The 17469-nt window shown below is 36.4% G+C and carries 14 protein-coding genes; 10 read left to right on the top strand and 4 right to left on the bottom strand.

Annotation, left to right across the window (positions count from 1 at the left end; all coding sequences use genetic code 11):
- Positions 1-102: 102 nt before the first annotated feature.
- Positions 103-966, bottom strand: coding sequence for a LysR family transcriptional regulator (locus RCG22_RS14170; protein ID WP_308103513.1), 864 nt, complete (start codon positions 964-966; stop codon positions 103-105).
- Positions 967-1120: 154 nt separating this feature from the next.
- Here RCG22_RS14170 and RCG22_RS14165 point away from each other — a divergent pair, with 154 nt between their 5' ends.
- Positions 1121-2248 carry a 2-methylaconitate cis-trans isomerase PrpF family protein gene (locus RCG22_RS14165; RefSeq protein WP_308103512.1) on the top strand — a complete coding sequence of 376 codons (1128 nt, stop codon included), beginning with the start codon at positions 1121-1123 and terminating at the stop codon, positions 2246-2248.
- Between the two features lie 90 nt (positions 2249-2338).
- Positions 2339-2485 (top strand): hypothetical protein, encoded by a 147-nt coding sequence (locus RCG22_RS14160; protein WP_308103511.1) that lies wholly within the window; start codon positions 2339-2341, stop codon positions 2483-2485.
- Positions 2486-3298: 813 nt separating this feature from the next.
- On the opposite strand, the gene RCG22_RS14155 is transcribed toward RCG22_RS14160, so the two are convergent.
- Positions 3299-3973 carry a helix-turn-helix transcriptional regulator gene (locus RCG22_RS14155; protein WP_166260547.1) on the bottom strand — a complete coding sequence of 225 codons (675 nt, stop codon included), beginning with the start codon at positions 3971-3973 and terminating at the stop codon, positions 3299-3301.
- A 490-nt stretch (positions 3974-4463) separates the two neighbouring features.
- Here RCG22_RS14155 and sdaAB point away from each other — a divergent pair, with 490 nt between their 5' ends.
- The 4 genes from sdaAB to RCG22_RS14135 all read left to right on the top strand — a co-directional run bounded on the left by sdaAB (position 4464) and on the right by RCG22_RS14135 (position 9104).
- Positions 4464-5165, top strand: a complete 702-nt coding sequence (gene sdaAB, locus RCG22_RS14150) for an L-serine ammonia-lyase, iron-sulfur-dependent subunit beta (protein WP_308103510.1) — start codon at positions 4464-4466, stop codon at positions 5163-5165.
- 19 nt (positions 5166-5184) lie between these two features.
- The gene (gene sdaAA, locus RCG22_RS14145; RefSeq protein WP_308103509.1) at positions 5185-6075 is read left to right on the top strand and encodes an L-serine ammonia-lyase, iron-sulfur-dependent, subunit alpha; all 891 of its coding nucleotides are present in this window, start codon (positions 5185-5187) and stop codon (positions 6073-6075) included.
- A 98-nt stretch (positions 6076-6173) separates the two neighbouring features.
- Positions 6174-7487: an aromatic amino acid transport family protein gene (locus tag RCG22_RS14140; RefSeq protein WP_308103508.1), complete on the top strand. Its 1314-nt coding sequence runs from the start codon at positions 6174-6176 to the stop codon at positions 7485-7487.
- Between the two features lie 444 nt (positions 7488-7931).
- Positions 7932-9104 (top strand): hydroxymethylglutaryl-CoA synthase, encoded by a 1173-nt coding sequence (locus RCG22_RS14135; RefSeq protein ID WP_308103507.1) that lies wholly within the window; start codon positions 7932-7934, stop codon positions 9102-9104.
- Positions 9105-9209: 105 nt separating this feature from the next.
- Here the strand turns inward: RCG22_RS14135 and RCG22_RS14130 are convergent, their stop codons facing one another.
- A complete protein-coding gene (locus tag RCG22_RS14130) occupies positions 9210-10502 on the bottom strand; it encodes a hydroxymethylglutaryl-CoA reductase, degradative (protein WP_308103506.1) in 1293 nt (430 codons plus the stop codon).
- A gap of 258 nt (positions 10503-10760) precedes the next feature.
- Between RCG22_RS14130 and uvrC the strand changes: the two genes are divergently transcribed.
- Positions 10761-11837, top strand: coding sequence for an excinuclease ABC subunit UvrC (gene uvrC, locus RCG22_RS14125; RefSeq protein WP_308103505.1), 1077 nt, complete (start codon positions 10761-10763; stop codon positions 11835-11837).
- 153 nt (positions 11838-11990) lie between these two features.
- Here the strand turns inward: uvrC and dsdA are convergent, their stop codons facing one another.
- Positions 11991-13316, bottom strand: a complete 1326-nt coding sequence (gene dsdA, locus RCG22_RS14120; protein WP_308103503.1) for a D-serine ammonia-lyase — start codon at positions 13314-13316, stop codon at positions 11991-11993.
- 265 nt (positions 13317-13581) lie between these two features.
- Here dsdA and RCG22_RS14115 point away from each other — a divergent pair, with 265 nt between their 5' ends.
- The 3 genes from RCG22_RS14115 to celB all read left to right on the top strand — a co-directional run bounded on the left by RCG22_RS14115 (position 13582) and on the right by celB (position 17462).
- Complete coding sequence (locus RCG22_RS14115) at positions 13582-15507, top strand: BglG family transcription antiterminator (protein ID WP_308103502.1); 1926 nt, start codon at positions 13582-13584, stop codon at positions 15505-15507.
- Between the two features lie 288 nt (positions 15508-15795).
- On the top strand, positions 15796-16104 hold the full coding sequence (locus RCG22_RS14110) for a PTS sugar transporter subunit IIB (protein ID WP_098262570.1): 309 nt from the start codon (positions 15796-15798) through the stop codon (positions 16102-16104).
- Positions 16105-16121: 17 nt separating this feature from the next.
- A complete protein-coding gene (gene celB / locus RCG22_RS14105; protein WP_098262569.1) occupies positions 16122-17462 on the top strand; it encodes a PTS cellobiose transporter subunit IIC in 1341 nt (446 codons plus the stop codon).
- The last annotated feature ends 7 nt before the right edge of the window (positions 17463-17469 follow it).

The raw sequence follows: 17469 nt of genomic DNA, 5'->3' as shown, positions 1-17469 counted from the left end.
AAATATATATTTTTTAAGGTTTTTCTAAAAAAATACTTATAATCAAGATAATAGATAAGGGGAATACTTAAAAATACCTCTTTAAATAATGTGATTTTTTATTTAAATATTTGGGTTTTCATTTAAAAAGTCTATGAAATTTTTTACAATCGATAGCTTTAATGAATCTTGATTATACATTAACCATGTATGTCTAAATACTGGTTCTCCATTGTTATAGAATAATTCATGTATTTGAAGGTCATCTGAAGGTTGAAGACAAATTTCAGGTACAATGGCAATACCTAAATCATTTTTGACCATTTCTTTACATGTTTCTAGTCTGTCTGTTTCCATCATAACAAATGGCGGTTCGGAAAATCTGTCATGCCACCATCCGGTAATTAGAGCTTTTAAAGAACTATCTGTTTTGTAGTTTATAAATGGCAGTTCACGTAATTTTTCCATGTCAATTTCCTTTTTAGAAATCAAACAAAGTTTTTCTCGATATAATAATGCCTTTTTTCCATACCATTCATAATTTCCACGTAAAATTCCTAATTGAACAGTAGCAGAATTAAGAAGGTTAATAATATCAGTACTCCACCCTGTATTTATATTAAATTGTACATTGGGGAATTTAGTTGAAAATTTCTTTAATATCTTGGGCAGCTTATATTGAGCAAAGTTACTTGAAACTCCCAATCTTAATGTTCCTTTTACCTCACTTTGCATATTAATCATAAAGTCTTTCGTCTTTTGTAACTTATTTATCATTTCTTCGGAATACTCTACTAAATGCATGCCTTCAGAAGTAAACTCAATGCCCCCTTTTATTTTAAAAAATAATTTAGTCCCAAACTCCGTTTCTAAATTTTTAAGTCTGTAAGTTAATGCAGGTTGTGAAATATATAAACGTTCTGATGCACGACTAATATTTTTCTCTTGATATAAAATTCGGATCGCATTCCAATCCTTTTCATCCATAATGTTCATCTCCACCCATCGATTATAAGTTTATTTTTGTATTTTTTTAATAAAATATCTATTTTACTTATGATAGTACATATCATACTATAATTTTAAAAGCACCGGTACTTTTTAAAAAGTGAAAAGTGAATAAGAAAAGGTGGTAATTTGGATGAGAGTACCTGTTGTTGTTATGCGCGGAGGAACTAGTAAAGGTGTGTTTTTTAATTTTGAAGATATGCCGACTGATCGTTTGCTTTGGGATGAATTTTTATTGGATATTATGGGAAGTCCAGACCATAGACAAATTGACGGCCTGGGTGGGGCAAATTCATTAACTAGTAAAGCTGCAATTATCAAAAAGTCAGATTTAGAAGAGATTGATATAGAGTACACATTTTCCCAAATAAGTATTGAAAATCAATTAGTTGACTTCAAAGGAAACTGCGGAAATATTTCTTCTGCGGTAGGTCCCTATGCAATTGAACAAGGCCTAGTACCAGCCATTGAGCCTATTACAACAGTTAGAATATTTAATACAAATACTCAAAAGGTCATTATTGCTGAGGTAGAAGTTGAAAATGGCCAAGTAAAAACTGAGGGTATGTGTTCAATCCCTGGAGTTCCAGGAACGGGTTCTCCTATCTATCTTTCATTCACTAATGCTGAAGGTGCAGTAACAGGAAAACTATTTCCAACTGGAAACTCTACTGATGTCATTCAATCATCTAAAGGCCCTATAAATGTTTCAATTATCGATGTTGCTAATCCATTAGTTTTTGTTAATGCCAAAGACGTTGGTCTTACGGGTACTGAACTACCTCATGAAATTACACAAAAAAAGCTAACAGAACTAGAGGAAATTAGATCAATTGCAGCCGAAATGTGCCAATTTTCTTCAAAAGAAGATGCAACAAAAAAATCACCAGCTGTCCCAAAAATGACAATTATTGCTCCTCCTATGGATTATATTGATGTAACGGGGGTGGAAAGAAAAGCTACAGATATGGACTGCACAATAAGAATGATGTCTATGCAAAAACCACATCAAGCACTTGCTATAACGGGTGCCATCTGTACAACCGCAGGAGCATTTTTAAAAGATTCAATCTTATCCGATATTATAAAAGTAAATCAAGAAGTTGTCAGATTAGGACATCCTGCTGGGATCATGGAAACCAAGGTTGAGTTAATAGCTGGAAGTATTCGTGCAATCAAGGTAGTACGTACAGCACGTATCATTTTGGAAGGTTATGCATATACCAAGAAAAATTATGAGTTTACCTCTAAACCTGCTTAAATAATATAATTTTGTAAAAAGAAACTGGCTATCATTTAAATTATTTTCTTAATTATAATAAAATTCAGCTTGTAACTGGAGGAACTATTCGTGTGGGTAATTACTATCTTTTCTAATGAAGATATAAAGATGTACGAATTTAATACTGAAAAAGAGGCAAGGGAGACTTTTAGAAAGATAAAAGGCCATAAGATTCTATCTGAGATTGTTTATTTTAATGACCCTTGTTATGTTTAAACCCTAATTGTATGTGTATGGCGCAAAGTGTGAGATGTTATAGGAAACTTACTTTTTGAAAAAAATATGCTCTGTTCGTAAACTTTGTTGCTGTGTTCGATTCGTGGCCTATTCGGAAAGCTTTCGTAGATTCAAAGGGAAACGTGTCCGAACATCGGTCATCTTTGGACAGCTATCGTAGATTCAAAGGCAATCGTGTCCGAATATTGGTCGACTTCGGACTGCTTTCGTAGATTCAAAGGGAATCGTGTCCGAATATTGGTCGACTTCGGCCAGCTATCGTAGTTTCAAAGGCAATCATGTCCGAACATCGGTCATCTTCGGACAGCTATCGTGATTTCAAAGGCAATCATGTCCGAACATCGGTCATCTTTGGACAGCTTTCGTAGTTTCAAAGGGAATCGTGTCCGAACATCAGTCGACTTCGGAAAGCTTTCATAGTTTCAAAGGGAATCGTGTCCGAACATCGGTCATCTTCGGAAAGCTTTCATAGTTTCAAAGGCAATCGTGCCCGAACATCGATCGACTTCGGACAGCTATCATAGTTTTAAAGGGAATCGTGTCCGAACATCGGTCGACTTCGGACAGCTAACGTAGTTTCAAAGGGAATCATGTCCGAACATTGGTCGACTTCGGACAGCTATCATAGTTTTAAAGGGAATCGTGTCCGAACATCGGTAGTGATGTAAAAAAATTATTTCAATAGCAAAAACCACTTCCTATAAAATTTAGGGAGTGGTTTTTACGTTGTTAAACTATATTCCTTATAAAACCTGTATCTAATATCACTCGAACTGAAATATTATACTTTGGTTATTTTTGCATTGAATAATCTCGTGATACCATCTGAAGGTAACGATAAACACTTGATTCAGACATTCCCATTATATCAGAAACTTCATTTATGGTACCTTTAATATCAAATACCCCATATTCTTTTAATTTGGCTATCGCCAGTTTCTTTTGATCTGGTGATAATTGGGCACCAGATTCTAGGATATCTTTATCGATTACAGTATAAATGATATTACTAACATTATCGTGAAGTCGTTCAACTGGCTGCTCTTGTTCGGTTTTCATCTCGATATGTTCAATATCAAGGCTTAGATTAACTAACTTTAACACGTCTTTTGCGACTTTGCGGTAGACGTCTGCATCGAAATTTATACATAACAGACCCTGTAATACACCTTTAGAATCTTTTATAAACAGAGTAGAAGAACGAAACTTTTTTCCTCGTGGTCCTTCTCCAACATAATCTGTAACGAAATCCTTCTCTAAATAGACTTTTTCACTGATTAGCTTTTTGGCGTAATCTGTTAACGACCCATTCAATGTCCTGCCGCTTAATTCTCCATTGACGATGTGACCAATCTGAGAACCACCCTCAGGTATTAAGACATGTAAAACAAATTCATAATTAGATCCTAAAATTGCTCCGAAGTAATTCATGATATTTTGATAGTGCCGAAATAACTCTTTCTCCAATTAATACCCCTCCTTAGATAGTCCTTTTCCAATAAACAAGAGTTCTTTTGCTATTATATAAATTTTAATTGAAAGCGTTTTAATTATACTGTTCTCTTAGTGAAGCTTGATTCAGATTATTAACAAGATAATGGATAGTGGAGGAAAATTCGTATAATTATCCCTATTTTTTTTAAGTTCAATTAGATTATATCAAACTTTTGAAATATTCCAAGGTTATATAATATTTTTTTTTTATAATAATAGATTATTATTATTATTATATTGACATAGGTTTGAAGGCATGATATATTTTTGCATGTGGTAATAAAAAATAATTACTGTAATAAATTATTTCTATTAACAAGGCAATAGTTTTATATAAAAATAAATTTTTTTGCAGTAATCTGGAAGCGTTTTCTAACATCTTCATTCTAATGTCTGCTAGAGTCCGAATGGCTAAAAGCACTGTATGAAACTCCATTTGGGCCAAATTTAAGGAGGTACTTTTATGAGTATTGGGTTGGCGCCTATTAAAGAAAAAAAGGCAGTTAAGTACAAAAGTTGCTTTGATGTGATGGGTCCGGTTATGATTGGTCCTTCCAGTTCACATACAGCAGGAGCTTTAGCAATTGGGGCTGTAGCAAATAAGATATTTCAAGGTTTCCCGAAGAAGGTTGTCGTCAAGTACTACGAGTCCTTCGCGGAAACTCATAAAGGACATGGAACAGACTTTGCCATTATTGGGGGAATATTAGGGTTTGCTCCAGATGACAGTAGGGTACCAGATGCGATTCATATAGCAGAAGCCAAAGGCATGGATATTACTTTTATTGAAATTCCAGGGGAAAGTCCAGCAGGTCACCCAAATACAGCAGATGTTTATTTGGAAGATGATAGTCGAAGTATTCGAACACTCGGAATTTCGATCGGCGGCGGATTAATTGAAGTGAAAGAGATTGAGGTAGATGGTTTTCAATTAAAACTAAATGGGCCACTGCCAATTGTTATCGCCATTTCTGAAGATACGGATATTGAATTCATGTTACGCAGAATTCTTAAAAAATATGAAGTAGAAGTAAACAACTATTATCATTTAGAAGGAAGTAAGAAGTATTTACATGCGTTTGCTTTAGAAATGTTATTGTCAAAAAATATCCAGAAAGAACTAGAAAGCTTAAACAACCTAGCAAATATTATGATTCTCTATTAATAACAGGGGTGAATAAGATATGTACACATCAATAAAGGAAATTGTCGAAGCAGCAAATAAGAGACAAATGCCCCTTTATGAATTAATGATTGAACAGGAAATGGGAATAACCAAAGCTTCTTACGAAGAGGTTTGGAGCAAAATGGAAAAGAATTTAACGACAATGGAAAACTCCATTAATAGAAGCATTGAAGGCGACGGTGTATTTTCACCAACTGGTTTAACTGGTGGAGATGCAGTAAAGATAATGAACTATCGATCAAAAGGGAAAACACTTTCTGGGGATTTGATGGTATACGGAGTCCAAAGCTCCATTGGGGTGAATGAAGTGAATGCTTCGTTAGGGGCAATTTGTGCGACTCCAACAGCAGGTGCAAGCGGGACGATTCCGGGCGTACTATTTGGTATTAAAGATACACTCAACCTAAGTCGTGAAGATATGATTCATTTTCTTTTCACATCCGCTTTGTTTGGGATGGTTGTTGCAAATAATGCTTGTATAGCCGGAGCTTTCGGTGGATGTCAGGCTGAAGTAGGAAGTGCGTCAGCTATGGCAGCAGCTGCAGCGGTAGAAGCGGCAGGAGGAACACCGCAGCAATCTTCTGAAGCATTCTCAACAGCATTGCAAAATTTACTAGGTCTTGTTTGTGACCCTGTTGCTGGTTTAGTCGAAATACCTTGTGTAAAAAGAAATGCCATCGGAACAGCCAATGCTTTAGTCGCAGCGGATATTGCATTAGCAGATGTAACAAATGTAATCAATGCCGATGAAGTCATTGAAGCGATGTATAGAGTTGGAAGGCAAATGCCTCGTGAATTAAGAGAAACAGGTCTTGGTGGAGTTGCTGCAACACCGACAGGAATTGCGATTAAAAGTAGAATCTTCGGCGACAAACATATACCGAGGTAACGTTTGTGGACAATTTGTGAAATGTTGAGCAAATTTTTAAAGGGTAGTAAGTTATTTTTAAAATAAAAAATATAAGATATTACGAGGAGGACTATATTATGCATGGGAATACCGCTAGACAATTAGATTATGAATATCAACAACCTGAACAAAAACAGTATCCAGATCCGAAAAAATGGCATAAACAAGATACCACATGGGCTTTGAGCCTTTTTGCAACAGCAATTGGAGCAGGGGTACTCTTTTTACCGATTAATGCCGGGGCAGGCGGTTTACTTTCATTACTATTAATTACTTTACTTTCATTACCAATCATGTACTACTCACATCGAGCACTTGCTAAAATGATCTATGCTTCTAACTCCGCTGAAGATGGGATTACAGGTACGATAAGAGATTATTTCGGGAAAAAGGCAAGTATCACTTTTAATATCGTATTTTTTGTTTCCATCTATACGATTGTGTTGATGTATTCAGTAGCTCTTACCAATACAGCTAGTAGTTTTATGGTGCATCAATTGGGCATGGCAGAGCCTCCAAGGGCGATCTTATCACTTGTGTTAATACTTGGTCTAATCGCGATTTTAAATTTTGGACAAGATATTACGGTGAAATTTATGAGTATGCTTGTATATCCGTTTATCGTTTCTCTACTTTTTATTGCAGTATCGTTAATTCCACAGTGGAATACGTCGATGCTTAGTTTCTCAAGTGTTTCAACTGTATCAACTGGAACTGGAATTTTAGGAACGATATTGATGGTTCTACCAATTATCGTATTCTCATTTAATCATTCTCCTATCATTTCGCAATTTGTTATCAAACAGAGAGCAACTTATGGTATCGAAGCTGTTGACGCAAAGAGCGCGCAAATCCAGAAGGTTACTTATATTATGACCTTCGCAGTAGTTATGTTCTTCGTTTGGAGCAGTGTCTTGAGCTTAACTCCAAAAGATTTAGTTATGGCAAAAGAACAAAATCTATCTATTCTGTCATATCTTGCGAATGTGCAAAACTCACAGCTAATTACAATTGCAGCTCCTATCATCGCATTTGTAGCAATAACAAAGTCTTTCCTTGGACACTATGTTGGAGCGTATGAGGTTATGCGTGACATGATTCTTGAGGCCGGCAGAGCACGTGGAAAGAACATCAAAGAAAAGACAGTTAAGACATCAATTCTTATCTTTGTAGTATTATCATGCTGGTATGTTGCGTATGCAAACCCAAGTATCCTTGGACTAATTGATAGCTTGAGCGGTCCGCTAGTTGCAGCAATCCTTTGTGTATTACCAATGTATGCTATCCGTAAAGTTCCTGTATTAGCTAAGTACAGAGGCAAATTCAGCAATATCTTTGTTATTATCATCGGTATTCTTACAATTTTAGCAAGTATTAAATCATTCTTCTAATAATAACAAAGGTAAAACCACTTCCTATCAACGGGGAGTGGTTTTTTGTTGCCAAAATTTGCGTATCAAGACTTTTTAGATGACGGACGTTTAAAGAACACAACCAAAGAGTTTAATAAATTTGAACTAAACTATGAAAATAACTCAGTGAATCGAAGAAATTTTTTAATAAGAGATGAATTTTGATTGTCATCAATTTTTGAAAAAGAGATCAGTATTAAGATAAGAGCATGAATGAGAAGGAGGGAAACGAGATGAACCCCGCTTATCTCTAAGCGCCGAGGAGGATCCAGGACCTCCCCGCAAAAAGTGAGCGCCCGAAGCTTAAATCAACATCCAAGTTTAACAGAGTTTTCTCTTTAAAAGGCTCTACCAATCAAATGGAGAAATCAGAAAAAGGTCCTATGCCCTTTAAAAATGACATAAAAAAAGGTGTGAATCATTGTGAAAATAGGAATTGACAAGATTGGTTTTTATACGCCACATCTGTATATCGATATGAATAAACTGGCTCTTGCAAGAAATGTAAAACCAGAAAAGCTCACCATTGGGATTGGTCAGGAGAAGATGGCTGTTCCTCCGATTACACAGGATACTGTTACTTTGGCGGCTAACGCTGCATTAGAAATTTTAGATGAAGACGACAAGGGAAAAATTGATTTTGTCATATTTGCTACAGAATCGGGAATTGATTTTTCTAAGGCAGCCGCAATTTATGTTCATCATTTATTAGGATTAAACCCCAATGCACGCTCTATTGAGGTAAAAGAAGCCTGCTATGGTGCTACAGCTGCTGTCCAAATAGCAAAAGGGCATATCGCATTAAATCCTGAAAGTAAGGTCTTAGTTCTTGGATCGGATATATCAAGATATGGCTTGAATTCACCTGGAGAAGCCACCCAAGGAGCCGGCGCGGTGGCGATTGTCATGAGTATTAATCCAAGGATTTTGACTATTGAAGGTCCAAGTGTTTATCATACAGAAGATGTTATGGATTTTTGGCGCCCACTATACTCTGATACGGCTTTTGTCCAAGGAAAGTATTCTGTTGAACTATACATTGCCTTTTTCCAAAATGTTTGGAAGCAATATAAGGACAGGACTGGATTGGAACTAAAAGATTTTGAGGCCCTTTGTTTCCATTTGCCATATACGAAGTTAGGCTTGAAAGCATTAAGGACAGTTATTGATGAAGGTATGGATGAGGTTCAGACAAGGCTGTTGGCAAACTTTGAAATCAGCAGAAGATATAACAAGGTCGTTGGCAATATTTATACAGGGTCATTGTACCTGAGTTTGTTATCCTTACTAGAATTAAATACCGACATCGAACCAGGATCAAGGATTGGTCTGTTCAGTTATGGATCGGGAGCAGTTGGAGAATTTTTTTCCTGCATCGTTCAGCCTCAATATCGGGAAGCTTTATACAAAGCTCAACATGCAAAATTATTATCAGAACGTAGAGAAATCAGTATTTCTGAATACGAAGAAATATTTCAAGCAACTTCACTTGCTGAAGTTTCAAGTGCAAGGTTCCCGATTGAAAAAGATCCTGCAGCCATTTGTTTGGCTGGGGTTAATGAGCATAAACGTGAGTATGTAAATAAGGTAAATTAAAAAAAGATGTCTTTAGTTCATTGGATGAACCTAAAGACATCTTTTTCACATGGAAACAATCTTTCATCCATTTTCCGGTTTAGACGTCCGCACTATTGCAGGGAGTTATTTCTCTTTTAATTGCCTTAAAATTTCTTTTGCTGCGGCTAAGTTCATATTTTTTCTTTGTTTTAAATGGTCTGCTACATACTTGACTTCTTTTCCTATGGCTCCTGCACTAATAGCAAGAGATTTTGCCTGAAGACCCATATGTCCTTTTTGGATTCCTTCTGTAACAAGTGCTTTAAGGGCTGAAAGGTTTTGAGCTAGCCCAACAGAAACAATAATTGATTCTAATTCTTTTGCGCTTTGGTAACCTAATATTCGTTTACTCAATTGGGCAGCAGGGTGGAAGTTTATGGAGCCGCCAACAGCGCCGATTGGTAAGGGAACAGTCAGACTCCCCAATAAATCCCCGTTTTCCGCTTTACTCCAAGATGAAAGAGAGCGGTATTGTCCAGAACGCGCTGCAAACGCATGAACCCCTGCTTCAATTGCCCTCCAATCGTTTCCAGTTGCCAACACAACAGAGTCAATCCCATTCATAATTCCTTTGTTATGGGTAACAGCTCTGTACGGATCAGCAATAGCAAGTTGACAAGCCTCAATGATACGATTTCGCACTTCTTCACCTGTATATTCTCCTTTTCCCAAAGACCAAACAGGGATACGACAGTTTGCTGTGGCCAGACATTCCGTTGCATAGTTGGAGAGGATCGCCATCAGGGCTGTCCCATTTGTTAATTTCTCTAAGTAAGGTTTAATGGCTTCGACCATGGTATCGACGATGTTCGCTCCCATTGCTTCCAAAGTTTCAATGTGAAGATGGATGACAAGAAAGGAAGGTGTCTGAAAAGTTTTATCAGCCGCAATGGGTCGAATAATAATTTCTTTTGCTCCTCCCCCTCGTTTCACAATGGAGGGATGGGCTTCATTTGCTTTTTGTAATATGTCTTTTTGGTGTTTTATTACCATATCTCGAGCAAATATCATATCTGGAATATCCTTTAAGACTACCTGTCCAATCATTGTGCGATTTTGGATGGTTGTTTGAAAGCCGCCCGCTAAATTTATCATTTTGGCTGCGGAGCTGGCTGCTGCAATGACTGAAGGTTCTTCTACAGCCATTGGTACAACATATTCCTTTTGATCAATTAAAAAGTTGACAGCTACACCCAGCGGCAATTCATATGTGGCAATTTGGTTTTCAATCATATGGTCTGCAACTTCGGCTGGCAAATGCAGATCGTCTTTCAAGAGTATTGCATCTTCCGTAGATATAACATTTGATAGCGCTAACCCTTTAATTCTGTCAGCCCGACTCTTCATATAAAGTTTATTCAAAAATTCTTTCTCCATATCTCTCATTCCCTATCATTAATGTAATAGACATAAAGTCTGAACTTACTAGAAGTACAATTCGAGAATAACACTTTCAAAATTATCTATACTTGATGTCCATCAATTAAATGATTTAAAGGAAAGGTATATCATTTTATTAAAGGTTTTATTGTGAATCCAAGTAAAGTTGGAGGTCAGTATGTACATTTAAGTCTTGTGTATGAGACGTGAATAAAAAATAGTGGGCGCGAATTTCAATGGAGGCAGGTGATTGAAATGAACCAAACAATTAAAAGTAAATTAAAGATTCTCCCTGAAAAGCCAGGATGCTATTTAATGAAAAATAGTTGCGGCAGGATTATTTATGTGGGAAAGGCAAAGGTGTTAAAAAATCGTGTCTATTCCTATTTTGTTGGTTCACATGATGAAAAAACTCAAAGCCTTATAAAAGAAATAAAAGACTTTGATTATATTGTTACCTCCAGCAATACGGAAGCACTTATTCTTGAAATGAATTTAATTAAAGAAAACCTTCCAAAGTATAACATTTTACTAAAAGATGATAAAAGCTATCCATATATAAAAATTACCAATGAGCGGCATCCGCGCCTTATCATTACTCGGGAAGTGAAAAATGATAGTGGAAAGTACTTTGGACCATACCCTAATGTCCAAGCAGCAAACGAAACGAAAAAATTACTGGAATATCTTTATCCGCTGCGAAGGTGTTCGCTTTCGTGCAAGCGCGCTTGCTTATATTATCATTTAGGTCGATGCATTGGACCGTGTGCAAGAGAAGTAAGCACAGCAGAATATAAGGAATCCATTGATGGAATTCTCCGTTTTTTTAACAATGGTTACAAAGACATAAAAAAACAATTAAAGAGGGAAAGGCAGTCTGCGGCAGCAAGGTTAAACTTTGAGAAAGCAAGGGAGCTTCAGAATAAAATTGACCAGATTAAAGTGGTAATGGAAAAGAATATAATGCTCACAAAAGATTTTATCGATAGAGATGTGGTCGGTATGGATGTCAGAGAAGGTTGGATGTGTGTACAAGTATTTTTTGTCCGGAAAGGAAAAGTAACAGGACGAGAAGTGTCGATATTCGAGTTTTCTGGAAGGTCTGAAAAAGCTTTGTGTACCTTCCTAAAACAATTTTATTTACATGATGGTATCGTCATCCCAAAAGAAGTTATACTTCCAATTCCGGTCAATAAAGAGTTAGCAAAGTATTTTCCGAAGATAAAAGTAATTATGCCAAAACGCGGGCAAAAAAAGGAATTGCTGAAATTCGCCACTGAAAATGCTCATACTGCTCTAACAGAAAGGTTCTGCTTACAGAAAAACATATAGTAATATATCATGCTTTAAAAAAAACAATAAGTCGACGATAGATCGACTTATTGTTTTGAAATTTTTTCACTCAATATAACATTATGTAATTGTGAAGAAAAGGGAGTCGGTCCAAGGAAACTTAAGTAGAGGCCGACTCCCATTTTTCATTTTCTAATGAACAAGACAAACCTGGTGAATTAGTTCTCTCCCTTTTTTGTAAAAGCGCTCCATGTCTACCTGTGGGACAAGTGATCCACCAGTTGCCCAAACAACATGTGTTCCTTTTCCTTCATATGTTAAATATCCTGAATCTGCCACTATTCCAGGTCCCAAAAGGCCGGATGTTGAAGATGGCTCAATGAAAATTCCTTCATTGTCTGCCAATAAAGCAAGTAATCTGTATAATTCATCATCTTCAACAGTATAAATACCGCTGATGAGATGCTCACTAATAGAAGTTGCAAAACTAGAGGGGCGGCCTACTGCCAAGCCGTCAGCTTCCGTCCGATTATCGATACCAAAGTCCTGCACACAAACTTTTTCTTTTTCCCCTGTTAACAGACCAATTAATACAGAGGGGGAATGAGTTGGTTCTACAAAGAAACAATGGACATGATCACCAAAAATTTGCTTTAACCCAAAGGTTATTCCTCCTGGAGAACCGCCTACTCCGCACGGAAGATAAACAAAAAGCGGGTGGTCCTTGTCGACTTTAATATTTTTTTCCTGCAATTGCTTTTGTAAACGGAAAGCTGCAACACTGTACCCTAAGAATAAATGCTTTGATTTTTCATCGTCGATAAAATAGGCTTGAGGATCTGTCAATGTCTTTTGTCTTCCGGCACTTATTGCTTCCCCGAAATCACCGGAAAACTCGTACACAGTTGCCCCTTTTTCACGAAGCAAATCCTTTTTCCATTGCTTAGCATCGGCTGACATGTAAACGGATACATTAAATCCGAGTTTTGCACTTATAATCCCGATGCTTAAACCGAGATTTCCAGTGGAACCTACCCCAATTTTATATTGGCTGAAGAAATTCTTTAGCTTTTCTTCAGAAAAAATCTCATAATTATCGTTCTTACTTACAAGTCCACTCTTTAATGCTAATTGTTCGGCATGATGAAGAACCTCGTAAACTCCACCCCTTGATTTAATAGAACCAGCAATCGGTAATTCATTATCACACTTTAAATAAAGATCACCATTAAAAGTTCCGGATAATGCAGTTTTCATTCGGTCTATTTTTTTTAAAGGTGATTCAATGATACCATTCAATTCTTTTGTCTCAGGGAATTCCTTTATAAAAAATGGAATAAAGCGCTCCCATAACTGTTCAGCCTCAATCATATCATCAATGGTTACAGGAAATTCCGGCAAATCTATCATAGGCTTTAAATTTGTATTTAACCATAAAACAGGTTGGAGTTTTGTTATTTTCTTTAATAATGGAAATTCCTCTTTCCAATATTTAAGTTCATTTGATGAAAGTACCAACTAAAAACACCCCTTTTTGAAAGTGATTATCATCCTCAACTGAATACTATCAAAATAAATTGCTAAAAACCTTGACCAAAATCAATGCTTTACTTGATAGTAATATCAGAAAAGGTTCATGGCTGTACCAGGGGCGGCATGATGAAATAGCTGAGAAATTAATAGGATAAACTGTTTTTATTATTTAATTTGTATGTTATACCTTAGAAGATGGGAAGCAGTTAATTGTATGATGATCAACTCATTAAGAAAGGTGAGTAGATAAATGGTTTCGAAACGACAAAGGGACATCGTGTTGTCTTTAATGAAGGAGAAAGAACCAGTTACAGCTGAATGGATGGCAAAAGAACTTGGTGTGAGTGATAGAACCATTCGTACCGAGATTAAGGAACTTCAATCACAATCCACTTCGCTAGGAATCATTATTGAATCGGTTCGAGGAAAAGGATATCTATTAGATATTAAGGATTATGAAGTATTTGAACAGGAGTTTAATTCAAATGCGAATGATGCAATAAATGAAAACCAATCTGATTTTTCCGAGAAGGAAAATCGGGTTTTGTATATGTTAAAACGATTTTTATTAGAAAAGGAACCAATAAAATTAGAAAGTCTTGAAGAAGAGCTATTTGTTACCAAGCCTAAGCTTCAAAGTGACTTAAAAATCGTCCGTGAATTATTGGAAAGTTATCATTTAAAGTTAGTTTCTAGACCGCATCATGGTACGCAGGCAGAAGGCAATGAATATATGAAGCGGCTATGTTTTTCAAATTATATATTACGGCGAAATAGCAACTTAAACATTGATAGTAATTCTTTTCACCTTTTGGATCAAAATCTGTTTGAAAAGATAAAGGAAACGATCATTAAGAAAGTGAATGAATATAAAATTGAGGTATCAGATATTGCACTTGAAAATTTGGCAACCCATATCACAATCGGCTGCAATAGAATTGAAAAAGGATTTGTCATTGAAAACCTTGAACAAGATGTAATAGGAAAATATCCATTTGAAAAAATAGTGGCCAATGAAATTGTGAAAGAGGTAGAGGATTTTACGGGTTTGGAATTTCCAAAACCTGAGATTGATTATATTATTGTCCATTTGTTGGGGACAAAATTAATTCATAAGAATACGTTGAATGAATTTAGTAAATTTGATGAACTAGGCACCATCATTCATTGCATGCTGGAAAGATTGAAAATCGAATTAAATTGGGATTTTCAAGACGATGCCGAATTCATTCAAGCGCTTACTTTGCACATTCGGCCTGCAATGAACAGGCTGCGCTATAACATGAACATTCGGAATCCATTATTAAATGAAATTAAACGAAAATACCCTAGTGCCTTTGAAGGGGCTGCCATTGCGAGCAGATGCATCGACGAATATTTGGGGATAGAGGTAGGAGAACACGAAATTGCTTATATTGCCTTACATATTGGCGTGGCATTAGAAAGAATGAAGACAAGGCGGAAAAAGGCAAAACGGGTACTTGTGGTATGTGCATCCGGTGTGGGGAGTGCAAGGCTTTTGTTTTATCGCTTACGAAATGAATTTAATGATGAAATCGATATTGTGGCTACAACCAATTATTATCAATTAAAAGAATACGATCTATCGTCAATTGATTTTATTATTAGTACCATCCCAATAAAAGAGGAAATAGGTATCCCAGTACTAGTCGTAAATACCTTTTTAGGGGAAGGAGATATAGCCAATATTCGGAAGGGAGTTTCGTCTGTTAAAGACTGTGAGGGTCAGAGCTATTTAGATAAATCCAAAGTTTTTATTCATAAAGACTTTGAGGATAAAGAAAGCGTTATCCGTTTTATGTGTGATGAATTATACAAACAAAAACTCGTTTCCAAAGATTATGTGAATTTGGTGTTGGAAAGGGAAGCGGTCGCTCCAACCAGCTTTGGGAATCTTGTGGCCATCCCTCATCCACTTACGCCGGAAACAGAAGAAACATTTTGGACCATTTGCACATTAAAGAGGCCGATCGAATGGACAGACAAACATAGGGTTCAATTTATTTGCTTGTTGAACATAAGAAAAGTACCTGAGGATGATCTGGAAAGGATGTATAAAAGGCTCATTGCTCTAGTTGAAGACAGTACAACGGTCCAAAAGGTTATAAAGAGTGAATCAGCTGAAGAAATTATAAAGATATTAAATGAATCTTAACTTATGCCATAGGAAAAGAATGAGGGTATTCCAAAAGGAATTCCCTTTTTTAGTTTGGGGCTTTAATCGAGGGATAATTTATTTACATGACAACACTTCATTTTAACTTTTCATTTCATTTCCGTTACGTAACGGAAAAATCCTTTCTGTAAAATTAAACGCTTTCAACATAAACTATAAACATAAAGAGATTAAAGCACTCGTAAAACAATTGCTAATTAGTTGTTTAGATTAATTAGTGGTTTTTCTACAAAAATAACTTTTATGGATAATAGGAGGAATAAATCGATGAATATTTTATTATGTTGTGCAGCAGGAATGAGTACAAGTTTGCTGGTAACCAAGATGGAAAAGGCAGCCCAAGAACAAGGTTTGGAAGGGAAAATCTGGGCAGTTGCAGCTAATTCAGTCAACCATCATATTGACAATGCGGATGTCCTGCTTTTAGGACCTCAAGTTAGATACCTTCTTTCAAATATGAAAAAGTTAGGTGAAGAAAAGGGCATTCCAGTAGATGCCATCAATCCACTCCACTATGGTACATGTAATGGAGCAGAAGTTTTAAAGACAGCTATAAATCTAGCCAATAATAAATAATAAGAGGAGAATAGAAAATGAGTAAATTCAACAGTTTTCTAGAAGAGAAAGTCATGCCTGTTGCAGGGAAAATTGGTGCGCAAAGACATTTATTGGCTCTTCGTGATGGTCTTATTGCGACCATGCCATTCATTGTCATTGGTTCATTTTTCTTGATCCTAGCTAACTTGCCAATTCCAGGTTATGCTGATTGGATGACTTCTATTTTTGGTCCAACATGGGCTGCTAAATTCAGTTATCCAGTAGATGCAACTTTCAATATCATGTCAATTATTGCAGCATTCGCGGTGGCCTATCGATTAGCAGAAGGTTATAAGCTTGACGCGATGAGTGCGGGTGCTATTTCAGTTGCTGCTTTCTTATTGACAACACCATTTAGTTTCTTATTCACTCCAGCTGGAGCTGAAGAAGGCGTTATGGTAACTGGTGCAATTTCAAAAGCTTTCTTGAGCAGTAAAGGTTTGTTCGTTGCGTTACTTTTTGCAATTATTTCAACAGAAATTTATCGTTGGGTCGTCAAAAAAGATATTGTTATTAAAATGCCAGCGGGTGTACCGCCTAGTGTTGGTAAATCATTTGCAGCTTTAATTCCAGGATTTATTGTTCTTCTTGTGGTTTGGGTAATCCGTTTACTTGTTGAATTGACTCCTTATGTAAGTATCAACGGCTTAGTTACAACCCTTTTAGGTGACCCGCTAAAAATGGTAGGTCTTACTCTAGGAGGATCGATTGTTGCAGAATTATTCGTAACGATATTATGGTCTACTGGATTACACGGGACAAACATCGTTAAAAGTGTAATGGAACCAATTTGGTTTGGTGCGATGGGGGACAATATGACAGCCTATCAAGCTGGTCAACCTCTACCACACATTGTTACACAACAATTCTGGGATAACTTCGTCCACATCGGTGGAACGGGCGTAACATTTGGTTTGGTTCTGTCAATGGTCATGTTCGCTAAATCTCAACAAATGAAAAGTCTTGGTCGTTTGGCATTTGGTCCTAGTATCTTTAATATTAACGAGCCATTGATCTTTGGTATGCCAATCGTGTTAAACCCAATCATGATCATTCCATTCGTCCTTACTTCAATAGTTACCGTTATTGTAACATTCCTTGGAATGGATATGGGATTGGTCGCAAAACCTTCAGGTGTTGCGGTACCTTGGACAATGCCGCCAATTATCTCAGGATATCTTGCTTCCGGAGGACATATTTCAGGTGCCATCATGAATTTAGTTAACATTATTATTTCATTCGTAATTTATCTTCCATTCTTCAGAATTTATGATAAAGCGAAGAAGAGAGAAGAAGATGCGATGAACAAAGGTGAAGCAAAGGAAATTATCGCATAAGAAAATT

It is taken from the genome of Neobacillus nitrireducens (assembly GCF_030915405.1).
In the GTDB taxonomy this organism is placed as follows: Bacteria; Bacillota; Bacilli; order Bacillales; family Cytobacillaceae; genus Neobacillus.
Note: the sequence above shows the minus strand (reverse complement) of the source record. Positions and strands in the feature narration are given on the sequence as shown.